16 protein-coding genes are annotated in these 18059 nt (G+C 74.9%); 1 reads left to right on the top strand and 15 read right to left on the bottom strand.

Going from position 1 to position 18059, the window contains the following annotated elements; genetic code table 11:
* Positions 1 to 53: 53 nt before the first annotated feature.
* Together ACFWEG_RS03635 and ACFWEG_RS03630 are read right to left on the bottom strand one after the other, a co-directional pair.
* Complete coding sequence (locus tag ACFWEG_RS03635; protein WP_387208751.1) at positions 54 to 737, bottom strand: ABC transporter ATP-binding protein; 684 nt, start codon at positions 735 to 737, stop codon at positions 54 to 56.
* A 110-nt stretch (positions 738 to 847) separates the two neighbouring features.
* Positions 848 to 2305, bottom strand: coding sequence for an ABC transporter permease (locus ACFWEG_RS03630; RefSeq protein WP_387208749.1), 1458 nt, complete (start codon positions 2303 to 2305; stop codon positions 848 to 850).
* A gap of 172 nt (positions 2306 to 2477) precedes the next feature.
* Between ACFWEG_RS03630 and ACFWEG_RS03625 the strand changes: the two genes are divergently transcribed.
* Entirely contained in the window at positions 2478 to 2894 is a 417-nt protein-coding gene (locus ACFWEG_RS03625) for a hypothetical protein (RefSeq protein WP_387208747.1), read from the top strand.
* A 231-nt stretch (positions 2895 to 3125) separates the two neighbouring features.
* On the opposite strand, the gene ACFWEG_RS03620 is transcribed toward ACFWEG_RS03625, so the two are convergent.
* The 13 genes from ACFWEG_RS03620 to ACFWEG_RS03560 form a co-directional block, all read right to left on the bottom strand.
* Positions 3126 to 3674: a Uma2 family endonuclease gene (locus ACFWEG_RS03620; RefSeq protein WP_387208745.1), complete on the bottom strand. Its 549-nt coding sequence runs from the start codon at positions 3672 to 3674 to the stop codon at positions 3126 to 3128.
* Positions 3675 to 3717: 43 nt separating this feature from the next.
* Positions 3718 to 4560 carry a VOC family protein gene (locus tag ACFWEG_RS03615; RefSeq protein ID WP_387208743.1) on the bottom strand — a complete coding sequence of 281 codons (843 nt, stop codon included), beginning with the start codon at positions 4558 to 4560 and terminating at the stop codon, positions 3718 to 3720.
* A gap of 127 nt (positions 4561 to 4687) precedes the next feature.
* On the bottom strand, positions 4688 to 5797 hold the full coding sequence (locus ACFWEG_RS03610) for a M23 family metallopeptidase (RefSeq protein WP_387208741.1): 1110 nt from the start codon (positions 5795 to 5797) through the stop codon (positions 4688 to 4690).
* 103 nt (positions 5798 to 5900) lie between these two features.
* Positions 5901 to 6941 carry a rod shape-determining protein gene (locus ACFWEG_RS03605; RefSeq protein ID WP_387208739.1) on the bottom strand — a complete coding sequence of 347 codons (1041 nt, stop codon included), beginning with the start codon at positions 6939 to 6941 and terminating at the stop codon, positions 5901 to 5903.
* Between the two features lie 119 nt (positions 6942 to 7060).
* Positions 7061 to 7627: a hypothetical protein gene (locus ACFWEG_RS03600; RefSeq protein ID WP_387208737.1), complete on the bottom strand. Its 567-nt coding sequence runs from the start codon at positions 7625 to 7627 to the stop codon at positions 7061 to 7063.
* Positions 7628 to 7652: 25 nt separating this feature from the next.
* On the bottom strand, positions 7653 to 8444 hold the full coding sequence (locus ACFWEG_RS03595; RefSeq protein WP_387208735.1) for an FkbM family methyltransferase: 792 nt from the start codon (positions 8442 to 8444) through the stop codon (positions 7653 to 7655).
* A complete protein-coding gene (locus tag ACFWEG_RS03590; RefSeq protein ID WP_387208733.1) occupies positions 8441 to 8713 on the bottom strand; it encodes a Trm112 family protein in 273 nt (90 codons plus the stop codon). The genes ACFWEG_RS03595 and ACFWEG_RS03590 overlap by 4 nt, the downstream gene beginning before the upstream one ends.
* On the bottom strand, positions 8710 to 9618 hold the full coding sequence (locus ACFWEG_RS03585) for a hypothetical protein (RefSeq protein WP_387208731.1): 909 nt from the start codon (positions 9616 to 9618) through the stop codon (positions 8710 to 8712). The genes ACFWEG_RS03590 and ACFWEG_RS03585 overlap by 4 nt, the downstream gene beginning before the upstream one ends.
* Positions 9619 to 9620: 2 nt before the next feature.
* On the bottom strand, positions 9621 to 10328 hold the full coding sequence (locus tag ACFWEG_RS03580; RefSeq protein ID WP_387208729.1) for a class I SAM-dependent methyltransferase: 708 nt from the start codon (positions 10326 to 10328) through the stop codon (positions 9621 to 9623).
* Positions 10329 to 11606, bottom strand: a complete 1278-nt coding sequence (locus ACFWEG_RS03575) for a condensation protein (RefSeq protein ID WP_387208727.1) — start codon at positions 11604 to 11606, stop codon at positions 10329 to 10331.
* Positions 11603 to 16051: an alpha-(1->3)-arabinofuranosyltransferase family protein gene (locus tag ACFWEG_RS03570; RefSeq protein WP_387208725.1), complete on the bottom strand. Its 4449-nt coding sequence runs from the start codon at positions 16049 to 16051 to the stop codon at positions 11603 to 11605. Before ACFWEG_RS03570 ends, ACFWEG_RS03575 begins: the two co-directional genes overlap by 4 nt.
* Positions 16048 to 16812, bottom strand: coding sequence for a class I SAM-dependent methyltransferase (locus ACFWEG_RS03565; RefSeq protein ID WP_387208723.1), 765 nt, complete (start codon positions 16810 to 16812; stop codon positions 16048 to 16050). The genes ACFWEG_RS03570 and ACFWEG_RS03565 overlap by 4 nt, the downstream gene beginning before the upstream one ends.
* The gene (locus tag ACFWEG_RS03560; RefSeq protein ID WP_387208721.1) at positions 16812 to 17960 is read right to left on the bottom strand and encodes a glycosyltransferase family 4 protein; all 1149 of its coding nucleotides are present in this window, start codon (positions 17958 to 17960) and stop codon (positions 16812 to 16814) included. Before ACFWEG_RS03560 ends, ACFWEG_RS03565 begins: the two co-directional genes overlap by 1 nt.
* Positions 17961 to 18059 lie beyond the last annotated feature (99 nt).

Below are 18059 nucleotides of genomic sequence, written 5' to 3'. Positions count from 1 at the left end.
CGCTCCTCCGGTCGGCCGGCGGGGCCGCGGGGGTAGCGCCGGCCGCCCCCGGCTCAGGCCGCCGCGTTCTCCGTGAGGGTGAGCCTGCCGCGGCGGAGGGTGGCGAGGCGGGGGGCCTCGGCGGAGAGGGCGGAGTCGTGGGTGACCATGACGAAGGTCAGGCCGTGCTCCTTCCAGAGGCCCTCCAGGACGGCCATGATCTCGTCGCGGGTCGTCTCGTCGAGGTTGCCGGTGGGTTCGTCGGCCAGGAGCACCTTGGGGCGCTTGACCAGGGCGCGGGCGATGGCGACGCGCTGCTGCTGGCCGCCGGAGAGTTCGGCGGGCAGGTGCGCGCGGCGTTCGCCGAGGCCGACGGAGTCGAGCGCCTCGGCGGCCCGGTCGCGGCGCTCGCGGGTCCTCACGCCGAGCGGGACGAGCGCGGCCTCGACGTTCTCCTGCGCGGTGAGCGTCGGGATCAGGTTGAACGACTGGAAGATGATCCCGATGTTCTCGCTGCGGAAGCGGGTCAGCTTCGCCTCGGAGAGCTGGGACAGGTCGGTGCCGTCGACGAGGATCTCCCCGGACGTCGGCCGGTCCAGCGCCCCCAGCATCTGCAGCAGCGTCGACTTCCCGCCCCCGGTCGGCCCCTTCACGACGAGCCGGTCCCCGTCCGGGATCACCAGATCGACCCCTTCGAGCGCCTGCACGGACTTCTTGGACTGCCGGTAGCTCTTGCTGACGTTCTTGAGGACGTACATCGGATGCGGACTCCTGCGGAGAGGGGGTGGTGTGGGTGGGCCTGAGGGGCGAGGGGGCGCACCGCCGGCAGCCGGTGTCCGGCGGGCGCGCCCCCTCGCGGCGGGGCGGACTACTCGACCCGGCGCAGTGCGTCGGCCGGGCGGAGGCGGGAGGCGCGCCAGCCGCCGAAGGCGCCGGCGACGAGGCCGCCGGCCACGGCGAGGCCGACCGCCAGGGCGATGACGCCCGGGCTGACGGGAGCGGTCAGGGCGACCTCCAGGGTCCGGCTCGCGCTCCGGCCCGGTCCGCCGCCCGCGCCGCCGCCGAAGCCGCCCGGCAGCCCGCCGCCGATGCCGCCCGCCGACGCGCCGAGCTGCGCGCTCAGCGTCGGACTGACCGCGGTCACCGCGTACGCGCCGAGCAGGCCGAGCCCGATGCCGAGCGCGCCGCCGACGACGCCGTTGACGACCGCCTCGCCCACGACCTGCCGGGTCACCCGCCCGGAGCTCCAGCCGAGCGCCTTCAGCGTGCCGAACTCGCGGACGCGGCGGGTGACGGCGGACGCGGTGAGCAGCCCGGCCACCAGGAACGCGGCGACGAGCACCACGACCGAGAGCCAGGTGCCGACGCTCGTCGCGAGCCGGGTCGCCGTCGACAGCGACCCGGACACCGTGTCCGCGAGGTCCGCGGAGGTGGTGACGGTGGTCCCGGAGAGGTTCTTCCGGATCGCCGCCTTGACGGGGTCGATGTCCTTGGAGTCGGCCGCCTTGACGTAGACGGTGGTGACCTTGTCCTCGTTGCCGCTGACGGTCTGCGCCTGCTTCAGCGGGATGTAGACGTCGGCCGCCGCGTCACCGCTGTCCGCGGTGGCGATGCCGACCACCTTGTACGAGGTGGTCCTGATCTTCACCGTGCCGCCGACGGCGAGCTTCTTCTCCTTGGCGTACGACGCGTCGAGCACCGCGACCTTCGCGTCGGTCTCGGTCGTCCCGAACGTCCGCCCGGAGGTGATCTTCGACGAGGTCAGCGGGCCGAGGGCGCTCTGGGTGACGTCGGTGCCGTACACCGAGAAGGAGTTGACGTCGAAGCTCGCGCCGCCGCCCTCGACGCTTCCCTGCGGGGGCCCGCCCCGGCCGGAGCCGCCGTCGCCCTCCTCCCGGCGGAACTCGCCGCGGGTGAACTCCCCGCTCACCTTGAGCACGTCCAGGTTCAACCCGCCGGCCGCGGAGGCGACGCCGTCCTGCTCGGCGACCTTGGCCACGGCCGAGGCGGCCAGGGTGGTGAAGCCCTGCACCATCACCCGGTCGCTGCTCTGGGTCCCGCCTTCCTCGGCGTCGTCCCGCGCGTCGAAGTCGAACCGCGGCCGCGCCGAGTCCCCTTCCTGCGGGGCCTCGGCGGCCTTGGTCACCGTCATGTCGGTGCCGAGCCCGTACAGGGACTGCAGGACCCTGTCCTGCGCGGCCCCCATCCCCGAGGCGACGGAGCTGACCACGATGACGAGCGCGATACCCAGCGCGAGCCCGGACGCGACGACGAACGCCGCTCGTCTGCGGCGCAGCAGTTCGCGCCGGAGGTAGATGAAGAACATGCCCGGAACGTATGGAGGGGGCGTGAGGAAGGGTTAAGGGCGGGGTGAGGGCCCCATGAGAAACGCGCGCCCGCCGGCCGCCGGAAGTCACCGCGCGCCGCGCGCCGGAATCCGTGACCCGTATTCGTATCGTGTGACCGTCATATCCACTTTGTGGCCAGGAGGCTGCTCGATGCGTCCCTACCCGTCCCGTACCGCGGTCGTCTCCGCCCTCGCGCTGCTGCTCGCCGGAGGCCCGGCCGTGGGTGCGGCGGTGGCGGCGGCCCCCGTCCAGGCCTCCGCCCGGGCCCACGGCGCGGTGACCGCGCCCGCGGCGAAGCCGAAGCTGACGGCCAAGGCGAGCGTCAAGAGCGTCCGCGCCTGGCAGCAGTTCCGCGTCTCCGGATCGAGCACGAACCTGCGCGCGGGCACGCGGGTCACCCTCCAGCAGCTCCAGGGCAAGAAGTGGAAGTCGCTCCCCGCGTCGATGAACACCAACCGCTCCGGCGCCTACAACCTCCGCGTCCAGCTCGGCATCAAGGGCGTCAACAAGCTCCGCATCGTCGGCGGCGGCGCGACCTCCAACACCGTCACCGTCACCGTCCGCTGACCCCGCGGCCGCCCGGGCCGTCCTCGAACCAGGCCGCGGTCTCCGCGTCGGCCGGGTAGTACGACTCGACCGCCGACTCGTCGAGTGTGACGTCCATCGGCGTGCCGAACGTCGTGACGGCTCGTGGGTCCGCAGGACCCGTGACCGGGCCGGAGCGGCCGGGTCTGCCGGCCGGCGCCTCGCTCCCGTCCGGCGGCGGACCGGGAGCGCGGAGGCGGCCGTGATGCCCGGTCAGCGGGACTCGGGCTCGGGGCGGGGGAGTTCGTCCAGGTCGAGGGTGAAGGTCCGGCCGTCGGCCGGCCGGATCGCGAGGGGGCCCGAGCCGTAGCGGTGGCTCCGGGTCGCGGCGTACCCGGTGCCGGTGGGCTCGGTGTGCACCACGGCCTCCCCCGCGTACGGGTCGACGACGAGGTAGACGGGGATGTCGTACCGGCCGTACTTCGCGGTGCAGTCGTCGTAGTCCTTACGCGCCGACGAGGTGGACACGACCTCGGCGATCAGCAGCACGTCGGTGAAGGCGTACCGCTTGCCCTCCCGGCGCGCGTCCTCCCGCAGGATCGCCAGGTCGGGGGCGGAGTTCTCGTCGGCCGGGAAGTCGACGTGCACGTCGGAGAGCGTCTTCGCGTGCCGCCCGAGCGAGACGATCGTGTCGTACTGCAGCGACTTGATCGTCTCCGAGTGCTCGATGCTCTGCGGGGTCATGATCACCTTGCCGTCGACGCCGAACAGGACCGCGTACCCCTCGGGGAACTCGGTGCGCAGTATCGCGTCAACGCTCATGGTCCACTCCGTCCTGTCCCTGCAAAGAGTACGCCCGCCCCGCTCAGGTGAAGGCCGGCATGTCGCCCTCGGTGCGGCTGGTGTCGATGAGGGTGAGGGTGGCGCCCCAGGGGTCGTGGATGGTGGCGAAGCGGCCGAAGGGGCTCTGCTCGGGGCCGACGACGACGGTGCCGCCGTGGCGGGCGACGGTCTCGAGGGCGGGGTCGAGGTCGAGGACGGTGAAGTAGACGTTGACGTGCGCGGGGAGGTCGTCTGGCATGCGCTCGTCGATGCGGAGCCGCCCGGCCGCGGGGCCGGACCGCGAGCCGGGGACGGTCCAGATCGTGAAGTCGACCGTGTCGTCCTCCATCCGCTGCACCTCGTAGTCGAAGACCGCGGAGAAGAAGCGGTCGGCCTCCTCGTGCTGCCGGGTGGTGACCTCCGCCCAGCAGAACATCCCCGGCGTCTCCGGCGGCAGCGTGAACCCGGGGTGCTTCCCGGCCTGCCAGACGCTGAACCACACCCCGCCCGGGTCCTGCGCGACGAGCATCGAGCCGAACTCGCCGACCGGCATCGGGTCCATCGTGACCGTCCCGCCGTGCTCCCGGATCCGGGCCGCGGTCGCCTCGATGTCCGGCGAGGCGAAGTACAGGTTCCAGGCGATCGGCGGGTCCTCCTGGCCCGGCATCGGCGGCACGATAGCCGCCGCGGGCCGGCCGTCGACCAGCGCCTGCGCGTACCCGCCGTAATCCTCCGAGGGCTCGGTGAACGTCCACCCGAGCAGGTCGCCGTAGAAGCGCTTGGCGCCCTCGGCGTCGGGGAACACCGCGTCCACCCAGCAGGGCGCGCCGAGCGGGAAGGGGCCGGGGGGAGCGGACGATACGGGAGGGGTGGGTGCGGCAGCCATGGTCGTTCGCCTCCGGCGACGGTGGGGTGGGGGCGCTTCCACGCTAGGACGGCAGGGGGCATCCCGCCCGCCGAACGCGCCGGGCAGGGGACGGGGGGCCGGCGGGCGCGGGCCGCGGCCCCGCACGTCACACCCCGACGCCGTGCTCCCGCAGCCAGGCCACGGGGTCGACGGCCGAGCCCAGGTGGGGGGTGAGGCGGATCTCGAAGTGCAGGTGGGGGCCCGAGGCGTTGCCGGTCGCACCGCTGAGGCCGATGCGGCGGCCCGTACCGACCCGGTCGCCCGCGCGGACGTTGATCACGGACAGGTGGGCGTACTGGCTGTAGTAGCCGTCCGCGTGCCGCAGGACGACCTGGTTGCCGAAGCCGTCCCCGCAGCCGGCCGCGACGACCGTGCCGGGGCCGATGGCGTACACCTCGGTGCCGGGGCCGACCGCGAAGTCCTGGCCGGTGTGCCGGTGCTTCCAGTGCTTGCCGTCCGCGCCGAACCGGGAGCTGAGCGCGCCCTCCCGCACGGGGGCCGTCCAGCCGCCCGGCGCGCCGGCGGGGCCCGCCCACGGCCGGAACGCGCAGTCGCCCGTCGGCATCCAGGCGCCGCGGAGCTGCTCCATCGCCTCGGCCCGCTCCCGTGCGCGGGCCGCCCGCAGCCGCTCGTTCGCGGCGGCCAGCGCGTCGCGGACCTCGCGCCGCGCGGCGGCCTGCGCCCGCAGCTCGCGCTCCCGGGCGCGCAGCGCGCCCGCCTCGGCGGCCTCGCGGCGCGCCAGCGACACCTGGGCGGCCGCGGCGGCGGTGTGCAGGTCCCGCGCCGAGCGCCGGACGTGCTGCGCGAGCGCCGCGCCGCTCAGCGCCGCCTCCGGGTCGTCCTCCAGGACGAGGCGCACGGCCGGCAGCAGGACGGCCCCGCCGCCCGCCCGGTACTGCGCCCGCGCCTCCCCGCCCAGCGCCGCCCGCAGCGACGCCACCCGCCGCCGCTGCTCGGTCGCGAGCCCGCGCAGCCGCACGGCCCGCACCCGCTGCTCGGCCGCGGCCCGACGGGCCCGCTCGTGCCGGGCCGCGGCGGCCGAGGCCCGCGTGTACAGCCGCTCGACCTCCACCGCGACGGCCGCGGCCCCCGGAGCACCGTGCGCTCCGGGGGCCGGCGGGGGAGTGTCGTGCGCGTGCGCCGCCGAGGGCAGCGCGATCGACGCGGCGCACGCGAGAGCGGCGCAGCACCAACGGGTCAAGGGCTTCCGTCGCATCACGCGATGCTCACGCACCCGCCGGACCCGCCCGGCGCACCACGCGTCCGGACCGCGCCCGCCTCACCCGTACGGGGGCTTGCCCGGACCGCCTGCCGCGCCGTCAGACGACCGCCGGGGCGCCCAGGCGCAGCGGTTCGATCTTGCCGTCGAGCATCGCGCCGAGGCCGAGGACGGCGCAGACGTCGGGGCGTTCGGCGATGTGGACGGCCATGCCGGTCGCCTCGCGGAGCATCTGGTCGAGGCCGGGGAGCAGCGCGCTGCCGCCGACCATCATGATCCCGCGGTCGACGAGGTCGGCGACGAGGTCGGGCGGGCAGTCCCGCAGCACCTTGCCGATGCCGTCGATGACGGTGGTCAGCGGAGTGTGGATGGCCTGCCGGACCGCGGCGGTCTCGACCTGCACGACCCGGGCCAGGCCGGTGGCGACGTCCCGGCCGTGGATCTCCGTCGACTCCGGGCCGAGCGCGGTGATCCCGTTGCCGCGCAGGGCGAGCTGGAGCGGGCGGACGGACTGGCTCGGCAGCATCAGCTCGTGGGTGTGGCGCAGGTGCTGCACCACCGCGTGGTCGATCGCGTTGCCGCCGACGGGGATGCGTTCGGCGGTGACGATCGCGCCGAGGGAGAGCACGGCGATCTGCGTCGTCGCCGCGCCGCACACCATGATCATGGTGGCTTCCGGCTTCTCGACGGGGAGCCCGCAGCCGACCGCCGCGGCGATCAGGGTGTCGACGAGCTCGACCCGGCGGGCGCCGAGGCCGAGCAGGGTCTCCACCGTCGCGCGCTGGGCCAGCGGGTCGCTCTCGTGCGGGGTGCAGGCCGCGGCGCGCAGGCGGGGGCGGCGGCGCAGGGTGCGGCGCAGCTTGTCGCCGAGCAGCTGGCGCAGCATGCGCTGGGCCATGTCGATGTCGACGACGGTGCCGCCGGAGACGGGGCGGACGACGCGGATGTGGTCCGGGGTGCGGCCCGTCATCCGCTCGGCGAACTCGCCGACGGCGATGAGGGCGCCGGTCTTGGTGTTGACGGCGGCGACGCTGGGTTCGTCGACGAGGAGGCCCTGGCCCTTGACGAACACGCGGGTCCGGGCGGCGCCGAGGTCGACGGCGAGGTGGCAGCGGCGGAGGTTGTCGAGGCTGACGGTCATGTGTCGCATGCTGCGGGCGACCTCCGGCGGGCGCGAGGCGAGTGCGCCGTCCGGGCGACTGACGGCCCGTCACCCCACCCGTCCGGCCCCGGGCCGGGGCGCGCCCGCCCCGGCCGGCCTCACCCCCGGAGGGGCGTGACCTCCTGGAGGAGGCCCCAGGTGAAGTCGGCGACCGCGCCCGGGAGGGCGAGGCGGAAACGGGTGGGGGCGGAGCCCTCGAGAGGGCGGGCGGGTGGGAAGGCGCGGGCGACCTCGTCGACGGTGGCGGACCAGGGGTGGAGGTCGGCGAGGCGCTCCGGCGCGGGACCCGCCGCACCCGGCGCGCGGACGAGCCATGCGTTCCAGACCGCCCCGCCGTGCGCCAGGACCTCGAAGCGGAGGGTCGGCCAGAGGGGGACGGGCCAGAGGTGCGCCTCGCAGGAGAGGTCGCCGACACGGCGGGGGACCACCGCGGCGGGCGCGCCGAGGACGGACCGGTAGCGGGCGAGCGCGGACCGGCCGCCGGGCGCGCGGACCCTCGCCTGCCACCGCCGGTTCGCCTCCCGCATGTCGGCGACGGATGCCCCCGCCGAGCGGCGCGCGTCCTCCACCAGCCCCGGCTGGAAGTCGGCCATCCGCCGCAGCAGCACGAGCTGGAACTCCGCCGGTCCGAACGGCGCTGCGGGGGCGTGCTCGCGAGAGGCCATGCACCCCATCGTCGCGCACCCGCCGCTACGCGCCCCGGGGCCTGTGCCCGTCGGGGAGGAAGAGGACGGAGTTGACGTACCGCGGCCGCTGCGGGGTCACCGCGCGCCGGACGAGGCCCTGGGAGACGACGTGCTGCGTCGCTGCCTGGTGCGCGGGGAGGTCGAAGTCGTCGAGCCGCACCCAGCCGCGCGCGGGCAGCACCCAGCCGGTGTAGCCGAGGCCGATGAGGAGGTCGACGACCGGAGCGACCGGCTGGATACGGGTCTCCAGCTCGATGAAGAGCGCGGGCCTGTCGCGGGTGAGCAGGGTGTGCGCGCCCTGGAGGACCGGCAGCTCGTTGCCGTCGACGTCGATCTTCATGAAGCCGACGTCGTGCAGCCCGAGCCCGTCGAGGGTGACCACGGCGACGGACAGCTCCACGCCGTGCAGGTCGCGGCGGACCAGCGACGACGTGCCGCGGTCACCGCGGTCGTCGTGCCTGCCGTCGGCGCGCGGGAGCCAGAGCGAGCCGGTGCCGTCCCGGTCGGACGCGGCCGCGGCGATCACCCGCACGTTGGTCGGCGCGGTGGCGGTCAGCACCCGGGACAGGTGCGGGACGGGCTCCAGGGTGACCACCTGGCGCGCCCGGCCGGCCAGCTTCCGCGACCAGGGCCCGTACCAGCCGCCGACGTCGACCGCGGTGTGCAGGGCGGGCGCCGGCGGCAGGAAGTCGTCGAGCCGGGCCAGCTCGGGCTCGAAGCGCGGGTAGAGCGCGCCGGCCAGCCGGGCGATGACGCCGGGCGGCACGTGCGGGGCGACACGGGCCGCGAGGGTCATGGTGTGCTCCCGACGCCGGACCCGCTCCCGGGCGCTCTCCCGGGCCCGCCTCCGGCGCCCTCCGCGGCCGGGACCGCCGTCAGCTCGGCGTGCTGCTCCTCCGTCAGCTCCTCGCCGGAGGACGGCAGGAGCTGCGGGATGCCGTCGACGATCGCGTACCGGCGGCGCAGGCGCGGGTTGTACAGCGCCTCGCCGCCGTCGAGGAGGGTGAGGGGTCCCTTGTCGAGCGGGCAGGCGAGGATGCGCAGCAGGGGGTCGTCGGTCTTCATCGGGTCAGCTCCTGGGTGGGGGCGGGGACGGGGTCGTCGTGACGGGGGAGGACGAGCAGCACCACGACGGCCAGCGCGCTGCCCGCCAGGCGCAGCGCGAGCCGCAGCGGGTCCTCCGGCAGCGCCTCACCGAAGGCGACGGTGCCGAGGACGGACGTGAACAGCGCGGTGACGGTGGTGCACACCGGGACGATCAGCGACGCCCGGCTGCGCTGCAGCGCGGCCTGCGACATCACGAGCCCGAACCCGCCGGTCACGAGCAGCAGGTACGGGTACGGCGAGGCGAACAGGTTGAGGACGCTCCCGCCGAGGTCGGACCGGTCGAGGTGGCCGGAGACGCCTTTGATGGCCAGCGAGCTGACCCCGTAGAGCAGTCCGACCGCGACGCCGTACTCGACGCCGTTGGTGGGCAGCCGGTGCGGGCGCCTGGCCCGCCGCTCGGCCGCCCCGTACATGCCGATGCCGGCGGCGAGCGTCGGGACGCAGACGGCGAGGACGAGCCAGAACGGCGCCCCCTCGCCCACATGGTCGGCGCTCTCGTCGAGCGAGCCGACCACCATCAGCAGCGCGATGAGGATCGCCCCCACCGCGTACCGCTCGCGGCCGCTGGTCTTCTCGCCGAGGACGGCCGAGGACAGCAGCAGGAGCATCACCAGACCGGAGACGAACAGGGCCTGGGCGGCGGCGATGGGCAGCGTGCGGTAGACGGCGAGCTGCGCGCCGAACCCGGCGGCCAGCGCCAGCGAACCGGCCAGCCACAGCGGGCTGGTGACCAGGTGCCGGATCATGCGGAACGGGCTGCGCGTCGACAGCGATGGCAGCCCGGCGAGCGCGCGCTTCTCCAGCACGAACCCGGTGCTGTAGAGCAGGTTGGCGAGCAGAGCGGATGCGACCCCCCACCACACCGCTACCCTCGCCGGATCGCGTGGGCGAGCAGGATCGACGACGCCGACGGCACCGCGCAGGCGAGCCGGTCCAGCGGCCGCAGCGGTCCCGGCACCCCGTGGAAGGGCGCGCCGGCGACGCGCACGACCTCGTAGCCGGACGCGGCCAGCAGGCTGCGCAGGGCGCGCGCGGTGTAGAGCCGCAGGTGGCCCACCACCTCACTGCCGGGGCGACCGTGGATGCCGCGCAGGCTGACCTCGGAGAACACCGGCTGCACGCCCGCGAGCAGCAGCCCGCGGTTGTACCAGGCGGCCAGGTTCGGGGTGGAGAGCATCAGGTGGCCGCCGGGCCGCAGGACCCGGCGCAGCTCGTCGAGCGCGCTGTCGGGGTCGACGAGGTGCTCGATGACCTCGCTGAACAGGACCGCGTCGGCGGCCCCGTCGGCGAACGGCAGCCCGCCGTCGGTGAGTTCGCCGCGCACCACGTCCAGGTGGCGGTGGGCGCGGCGCAGGGCGTCCTGCGACCAGTCCACGCCGACGACCCGGTGCGGGGCGAGGGTGCGGGCGGCGGTGGCCGCCGCCGAGCCGTCGCCGCAGCCGATGTCGAGGACGGTGGCGGGCGTCCCGGGGTCGAGCGCGGCGGCCAGCATCCGCGCCTGGCGCAGCGTCCGGGCGTCGCCGGAGGCCACCGGCACGGTGGGGTTCTCGTAGAAGTCGCGCAGCTCGCTCACTTATCGCTCCTCCGCCGCCGAGGTGGCGGACAGATGACGTTCGAACAGGTCGCGCAGGTGGGCCCCGTCGGCGTCGCCGAGCAGGGCCTTCGACCAGCGCAGGGCCAGGAAGAGGCGGCCGCCCGTGGAGACGGTGGTGAAGGTCAGCCCCCGCGGCATCCGGGCGGGCGCCGAGACCCAGATCCTCGACGGCACCCCCGCGTCGCCGAAGTCCAGCGGGTAGGCGATCCGGCCCATGTTGCTGAGCAGTGTGGTCGAGGTCCAGGGGCCGACCGCCCGGCGCACCCCCCGGGTCACGGCCGCGCGGACCCCGACCGGCACCACGGGCGTGGTCAGCAGCTTCACCCCGTGCCCGAGCTGCGGGCGGACCACCGCCTTGAGGGCGCGGGTCCGGTCCGCGGTGCGGGCCAGCAGCTCCGGCAGTGGGAGCGCCAACTCCTGCGGTACGAAAGGCACTTCGACGAGCCGGGTGCCGTTCCCGATCGGCATCTCCGGGCCGCGCGGACGGTCGTCCACCGGCATGGTGATGCGCAGCGGGCGCGGCGCGGCGCCGCGCTCGGCGTTCCACTCCGACAGGGTCAGCGCGGTGGCGATCATCAGCTGGTCGTTCACCGTGTACGGGGCGCCCTTGGGGCGCCGGGGCACCGGCAGGTCGACGAGCAGCATGGAGTTGCCGGGCACGGTGCCCGGGGTGCCGGGGGCGACCCGGGCCGGCGGGGCCCAGGCCGAGCCCGGCGCGCGGGCCGGAGCCGCCGCGGGGGCCTCGCGGAGCGGGGCCGGGGCGGCCGGGGAGTTGTCCCGGCCGCCGTACAGCTCGGCGGTGGTCGCGATGACCCGCAGGCACGCGGGGCCGTCGAGCGCGGTGTGGTTGATCGTCCACACCAGCACGTCGCCGACGACCTCCAGGCGGATCGGGGGCGACTGCGCCAGGGAGGGCGCCGTCGCCAGCGCCCGCTCGCGGGCCGCCTCCAGGGCGCCGGGGCCCGGCGGCGTGAACCTCAGGGGGTCCACGTCCGCCGCGGCCGTCAGCTCCCACTCGTACCGCCGCCGCCACCGGGATCCCGCCGCCTCCCGTACGAGCGCCCGGGGGTGCCGGGCGAACGCCTCGGTCAGCGCCGACCGCAGCCGCCCGGGGTCGGGCGCGTGCGGCAGGTGGACCTCGATGTGCACGGTCTCCGGCTCGGCGTCCTGCACGCAGTGGCGGGACACCTCGTCGACGGTGGGGAACGGCACCCGGGACGGACCCGGGTGCCGGGCGGGCCGGTGGAGGGCGGTCATCCGCCGGACTCCTTCCCGGGCTCCTTGCGGAGCCCGACGGTGCGGGAGGAGGCCGGCTTGTCCGGGGCGGACTCCGCGGGCCTGGCGTCCTCGGGCTCCGGGGACCTCGCCGGCGCGGCGGACTCCGCCGGCTTCGAGGTCTCCGCCGGCTTCGGGGCCTCCGCGGGCGCGGAGGCCTCCGGCCCCTCCTTGCGGAGCGGCGTGGTGCGCGGCGAGGACTCCTCCTCGGGGGCCGTCTTCTGGGCCGGCACCGGACCGCCCACCAGGGTGTCCCCGGAGGCGGACCCGGTCGAGGACCCCGCGGCGGAACCCGCTGCGGCACCCGAGCCGGCGCCCGCGGCGGCCGGAACCGGCTCCCGCTCGGGCCCGTACCCGCTCGTCCCCGCCTCGTCGCGCCGGGCGCGCACGCCCTGCCCGCCGACGGTGACCAGCGCGGCCACCAGGGCGATCAGCGCGAAGACCTGCGCCGCCGGGCTGAACGCGCCCGCGTCCCTGGCCGGGGCCTCGCCCGCGCCGACCGCCGCGATCACACCCGCCACCGTCATGGCGACGAAGGCGATCACCGCGAGCAGCCGCGAGCGGAACCAGGCGACGACCGCGAGGACCGGCACCAGGAGCGCCAGCGGACCGGCGACCACGACCATCACGAGGGTGAGGACCACCGCGCCGAGCACCAGGCCGGGGGCCGGGGCCTCCGTCGGCTCGGGACCGCGGGCGTTCTCCTCCTTGCGGCGGAAGAGCGCCGCCCCGATCAGCACCAGCAGCGCCACACCGGCCGCGACGAGCCCGATGTCGTACGTCTTCGCCGGGGTGAACTCGATGCTGACGTCGCCGCCCTCGCCGGACGGGATCAGCCAGCCCTGCTGCCAGCCGTCGAGCCGGACCGAGGACAGCTCCTTGCCGTCCAGGGTGGCCTTCCAGCCGTCGTTGGCGTTCTGGTAGGTCGTCAGGTACGACGCCTCGCCGGAACCGACGGTGACCTTGCGCTCGTCGCCCGCCCAGTCGTCGATCTTCAGCTCGCGCTCGGAGGCGGCGGGCTCAGGGGTCTCGCCACTGGTCAGGGCGATGTGGTCGAAGGCCAGCGGACCGGCCGCGGCCGCCTCGACCCGGTGCTCACCCGGGCTGAGCGTCAGCGACTCCTCCGCCCCGCAGAGGGCGACCTTCACCGGCCGCCGCTCGCGCAGGTCGCCCACGACGCCCTCGGCGCGGGTCTGGTACGGCTTGCCGTCGACCGAGACCATCGGGCCCTGACCGCACTCCGTGGTGAACGGGCGGTCGGCGGCCGGCTGCTTGGCCCGCAGGCCGTCCAGCGCCGGGACGTAGACCTCGGTCAGGCCCACCGGCAGCTGGAGCTTCTCGTCGGCCAGCGGGTTCGCCAGCTTCAGGTCCGCGACCTTCGAGACGGTGATGTCCATCCGGTCGGTGGTGATCGGCGTGAAGCGGGCGGCGCCGTTCTTGTCGACGCCCGCGACGACGGCCCCGTCGGGCGAGCTGATCTGGACCTCCTCGGCGCGGGTGGACAGGCCGCCCGCCGCCGCGAAGATGATCTCGCCGACCGCGGTCTTCGTCGGCCACTTCAGGTGCAGCACGGCCTTGTCGCCGGCGATCCACGCGGTGGTGAGGTCGCCGTCGGTCAGGTTGCGCGGCGAGACCGACGTGCCGTAGCGGGCGGTGGAGTCCGCCGTGACGACGAGCTTGCCCGTCGGCTTCTCCGGGACCAGGCCGTAGAGCAGCTTGTCCAGCTCCGGGCCCTGGACGGCGCGGGCGGTGCCGGTGAGCTCGTAGGAGCCGCTCACCTCGGTCTCGAAGGTGCGGTCCAGACCGCGCTCCTGGCCCTGGGTGAGGGAGAAGCTCTGCGCCGCCTTGCCGTCCTTCGGCAGGGCGAGGGTGCGCTTGACCGTCACACCGGGGATGTCGATGTCGGAGAACCCGGTGCCGACCAGGCCGGCCCCGCCCTCCTGCACGCCGATCACGGTGACCTTCAGCCAGTCGGTCGGACCCGCGGGGGCCTCGACGTCCTGCGGCTCGCCGTTCGGCTTCAGCCAGCTGTTCACCGCACCGCGCTCGGTCTCGATCCGCACCCGGGTGGGCGCGGAGCGCAGCGCGTCGGCCGGCATCGGGGTGATCCGCAGCGTCTCGGGCACGTCCGTCGTCCGGTCGAACGCGATCCGCACCCACTCGCCCTCGGGGCTGCCGGAGCTGCCCTCCGCCCAGTCGGTGGCCGGGTCGCCGTCGAAGGCGTTGACCGGGTCGAACTGCGGCAGGTGGAAGAGCCAGTTGCCGCTGCTGGACGCGGTCACCGCCTTCGCGCCCTTGAGCTCGGCGACCGTCTGGTGCTCCTGGCCCGTGGAGGGCAGGATCTGCCGCGGCTCCTTGCCCGGGTCCTGCAGGTTGTCCTGCGGGTTCCGCTCGGTGGAGGTGTAGGTGTACGAGGTGTTCGCGCCGACCAGGCCGAAGCGGGTGTCCGCCCGGCGCAGACCGTCACCGGAGACCCGCAGCGCGGGCTCGCCCACACCGGGGGTCGCGTCGCCGGCGAGCACGGTCGGCCGGTCCTTCAGGGACGGGTCGGCCGCGAGCGGCAGCAGCGACTCGGGGCCGCCGCTGACCACCGCGGTGTTCGCCGCGGGGTAGAGCCTGGCCTGACCCGGGCGCAGCGCGTCCGCGTCGGCCGGCGCGTAGACCTCCACCGCGCGCTGGCGCGGGTAGAGGCCCTCGACCTGGATCGGGGTGTCGTTCGCGATCCGGCCGTTGGTCATGACCGGGCCGAAGCCGGTGACCCGCTGGTAGCCGGACTCCTCGAGGGTGCGCTTGACGGTCGTCGAGGGCACGTAGCCGATCTGGTCGGGGTCGAGGTCGTTGCGCACGACCACGTAGTGCAGCCCGGCGCGGCTGAGGTACTCGGCGAGGCCGGGGACCTTGCCGCCCGACAGGAGCGCCTGCTCCACCGCGTCGGTGGTGCGGCGGTTGCCCGGCGTGCCGAAGGGTACGTAGTCGCGCTGCGCCCAGTGCGACTCGGCCAGCACGTCGAGCGGCTGGTCGATGGGGGAGCCCCAGGTGTAGATGCCGTGCGCGGTGGCCGGGGTGACGTACGCCCGCGAGTCGGGCGAGTTCTTCTCCAGCCAGTCCGCCGTCGCGCTCCAGTACTTGGGCAGGTCGGAGAACGAGCCCGGCTGGAGGATCGCGCCGCTGAGGTACGGCCAGAGGAGGCCCGGCACGATCAGGACGGTCGCGACCAGCGGCACGAACCGCTTGCCGGGCCGCAGCGAGGCGGTGATGTGCATGATGCCGAGCACCAGGACCAGCGCGAGGCCGGGCTGGAACTTGTAGATGTTGCGGAACGGCGCCAGCCAGCTCTGCAGCGCGTCCTGCACCGGACCGCTGAACGGGCCGCCGAAGGCGCCCGCGTACCCGGCGAGCGTCACCAGGACGACGACGGTCGCGGTGAGCACCAGCCAGCGGCGCTCGGGCAGCCCGCGGCTCGCGAGACCGGCCAGGCCGATCGCGGCGGCGAACGCCGAGCAGACGATGACCAGCGCGGAGGTGGCGACGGCCCAGCCGGCCGGCAGCCACGGGTCACCGAAGTTCAGGTAGCCCACCCAGTTGCCCGCACCGCGCAGCATCTCGGTGGCGGACATGGTGGCCGTGGTGGTCTCGGACGTCTCCACGTACGGCAGGAAGTTCTCGCCGTACGAGCCGAGCAGCAGCAGCGGGACGACCCACCAGGCGGTCGCGAGCACCACGAAAGGCGCCCACCAGGCGAGCAGCCGGGGGCGGCGGGAGACGACGTAGAGGAACACCGGCAGCAGCGCGGCCAGCGTGGAGGCCGCGTTGACCCCGCCCATGAACGGGATGAGCAGCGCGGAGCGCGCGGCGGCCAGGCGCGGCGCGACCGCGAAGTTCGTCAGCGGCAGCAGCACCCACGGCAGCAGCGCGCCGGGCAGCGCACCGGCCGACGTCGAGCCGACGATGATCGTGTACGTGGGCCACAGGGCGTAGACCACCGCGCCGAGCGCGCGGGTCGACGGCGTGCCGACGCCCAGGCGCTCGGCCAGGCGCAGCGCGCCCCAGAACGCGGCGGCGACGATCAGCGACAGCCACAGCCGCTCGGCCAGCCAGACGGGTATCTGGAGCAGGTCGGTCAGCGCGTAGTACGGCAGCATCGGGAACGCGTAGCCGACGTACTGGTTGAAGATCCCGCCGAAGCCCGCCTGGTCGTTCCACAGCTGACCGAGGTCGCCGAGGAACCGCCACGGGTCGTAGGCCACCCCGAGCTTGGTCTCGAAGGTCATCCGGCCCGGCGCCGCGGCCACGAAGGCGAGGAACACCGCCGCCCAGAACCCGAGCAGCCAGCGCCGCGAGCGCGGCCCGTCCGCCGGTGGCTGACGTCTTGGCTCGGCCGGCGGCCGGGTGGCCGGCGGACGAGGTGGAGCAACCGTGCTGGTCATGGACACCGCCGCAGTATGAGAAGGAGGTTCCAGGTGGCGAACTCGCGGAGCAGCGGCACCCGGGTGACGACACCGGCCAGGAACGGCCAGTAGCGGGAACGGGCCGCGACGACCCGTACGTCCGGACGGGCCCTGACCTGGCGGAGCGTCGTGCCTACGTGGATGGTGAACAGGTTGTCGCCCAGCCGGTGCTTGGCCTCGCGGCCGGTCTTCCGGCGGTAGCGGTTGCGGGCGCGCTCGGCGCCCAGGTAGTGCCAGGGCGCCCACTCGTGGCCGCCCCAGGGGGAGTACCAGTTCGTGAACGACACGTAGATCAGCCCGCCGGGGCGGGTCACGCGGACCATCTCGCTGAGGAAGGTCTGCGGGTCGTCGACGTGCTCGAGCACGTTGGAGGAGAAGGTCACGTCCGCGACCCCGTCGGCGAGCGGCAGCAGGTAGCCGTCCGCGCGCACCGAGCCCTCCGGGGCGTGCTCGCCCAGTTCCCGCGGGTCGGGCTCGAAGAGGAACGCGTCCGCGCCGCGGCGCCGGAACTCCTCCAGGAAGTAGCCGCCGCCCCCGCCGATGTCCACGACGGTGCGGCCCGAGACCGGGCCGCCGTACGCCTCGACCTGGGACACCGCGTCCCGGGCGAGGAGGCGGTAGCACGCCTCGGGGTCGCTCTGCTCGCCCATGAAGGCGCGGAACAGTGCGACCGACCTCCGCAGCGAGGGGTCCTTCCATCCGGACGCCTCGGGGCGTGCGGCCTTGGTGCGCGGTCTCATCAGGGCGACCCGCCAGGGCGGCACGCCTCGGCGGCGACCGCCCGGAACGCGGCGACGGTGCTGCTCCAGCGGAACCGCTGGGCCCGCTGGCCCGCCGCGCGCCCGAGGGCCTCCCGTCGCTCACGGCTCAGAGCGAGGGTGCACCAGGCGGCGGCGAACGAGCTCTCGCCGTGGGCGAGGACGCCGGTGACGCCGTCCTCGATGGAGTCGCGCAGCCCGGGTATGTCGAAGCCGAGCGACGGCGTCGAGCGGGCGGCGGCCTCGGTGACGACGAGGCCCCAGCCCTCCACCGCGGAGGGGTGGAGCAGCAGCCAGGCCGCGCACAACAGCCGGTGCTTCTCCGCCTCGCTGACCCGCCCGGCGAACTCCACGCCGGGACCGGCCATGGCCTCGAGCCGCGCACGCTCGGGGCCGTCGCCGACGATGACCAGCCTGCCGCCGGTCACGGGGCGCACCCGCTCCCACAGCCGCAGGAGCAGGTCGATCCGCTTGTACTCCACCAGCCGGCCCACCGCCAGGAACAGCGGCTCCTCGGACCGGGGGGTCTGCGGGGCGGGGTCGTCGACCCCGTTGTGCACGACGCGGATGCGCTCCCGGTCGACGCCGATGTCCCGCAGCGCGGTGGCGGTCGAGGACGAGACGGCGACCATCAGGTTCTTGCGGCCGCCGTCGGCGCCGGACAGCGCCCAGTGCTCCAGCTTGCGGCCGAGCTTGGCGGCCGGGCCGGGGTAGCGCATCCCCCACAGGTCCGTGTGCACGTGGTTGACCAGGCACAGGGTCGGCCCGCGGTGCCACAGCGGGGCCAGGTACGGCATCCCGTTGCAGACCTCGACCAGCAGGTCGCAGTCGCCGACCTGCCGGGCCAGTGCGCGGGGCGCGCGCAGGTAGTGCCCGAGGTCGCCGCCCGCGGAGACGACCCGGTAGTTGCGGTACGCGGCCGGCCCGCCGCACAGCAGGGTGACCTGGTGCCCGAGGCGGGTCAGGCCGTCGGCGAGCTGGTCGATGAGCAGCTCCGACCCGCCCGCGGCGGGGTTGCCGAGGTCCCGGCGGGACAGGAAGACGATCCTGCGGGGAAACGGCTGAGGGGTCTGCGGCGCGGCCTCCGAGGGGCGGCTGCCGAGGACCGGAGGGCGTACGTGCTGGGGCATGCGTGCTCCAACTCGTCTGAGGCTTCTGATGAGGGTGGTGGTGCGGTACTGCGGGCGCTCCGGGGAGAGCTGCGCCCCCTGGGGAAGTCGGGGGACCAC

The sequence above is a fragment of the Streptomyces sp. NPDC060194 genome, assembly GCF_042728285.1.
GTDB lineage: Bacteria > Actinomycetota > Actinomycetes > Streptomycetales > Streptomycetaceae > Streptomyces.
This window is presented reverse-complemented; position numbering and strand designations above follow the sequence as displayed.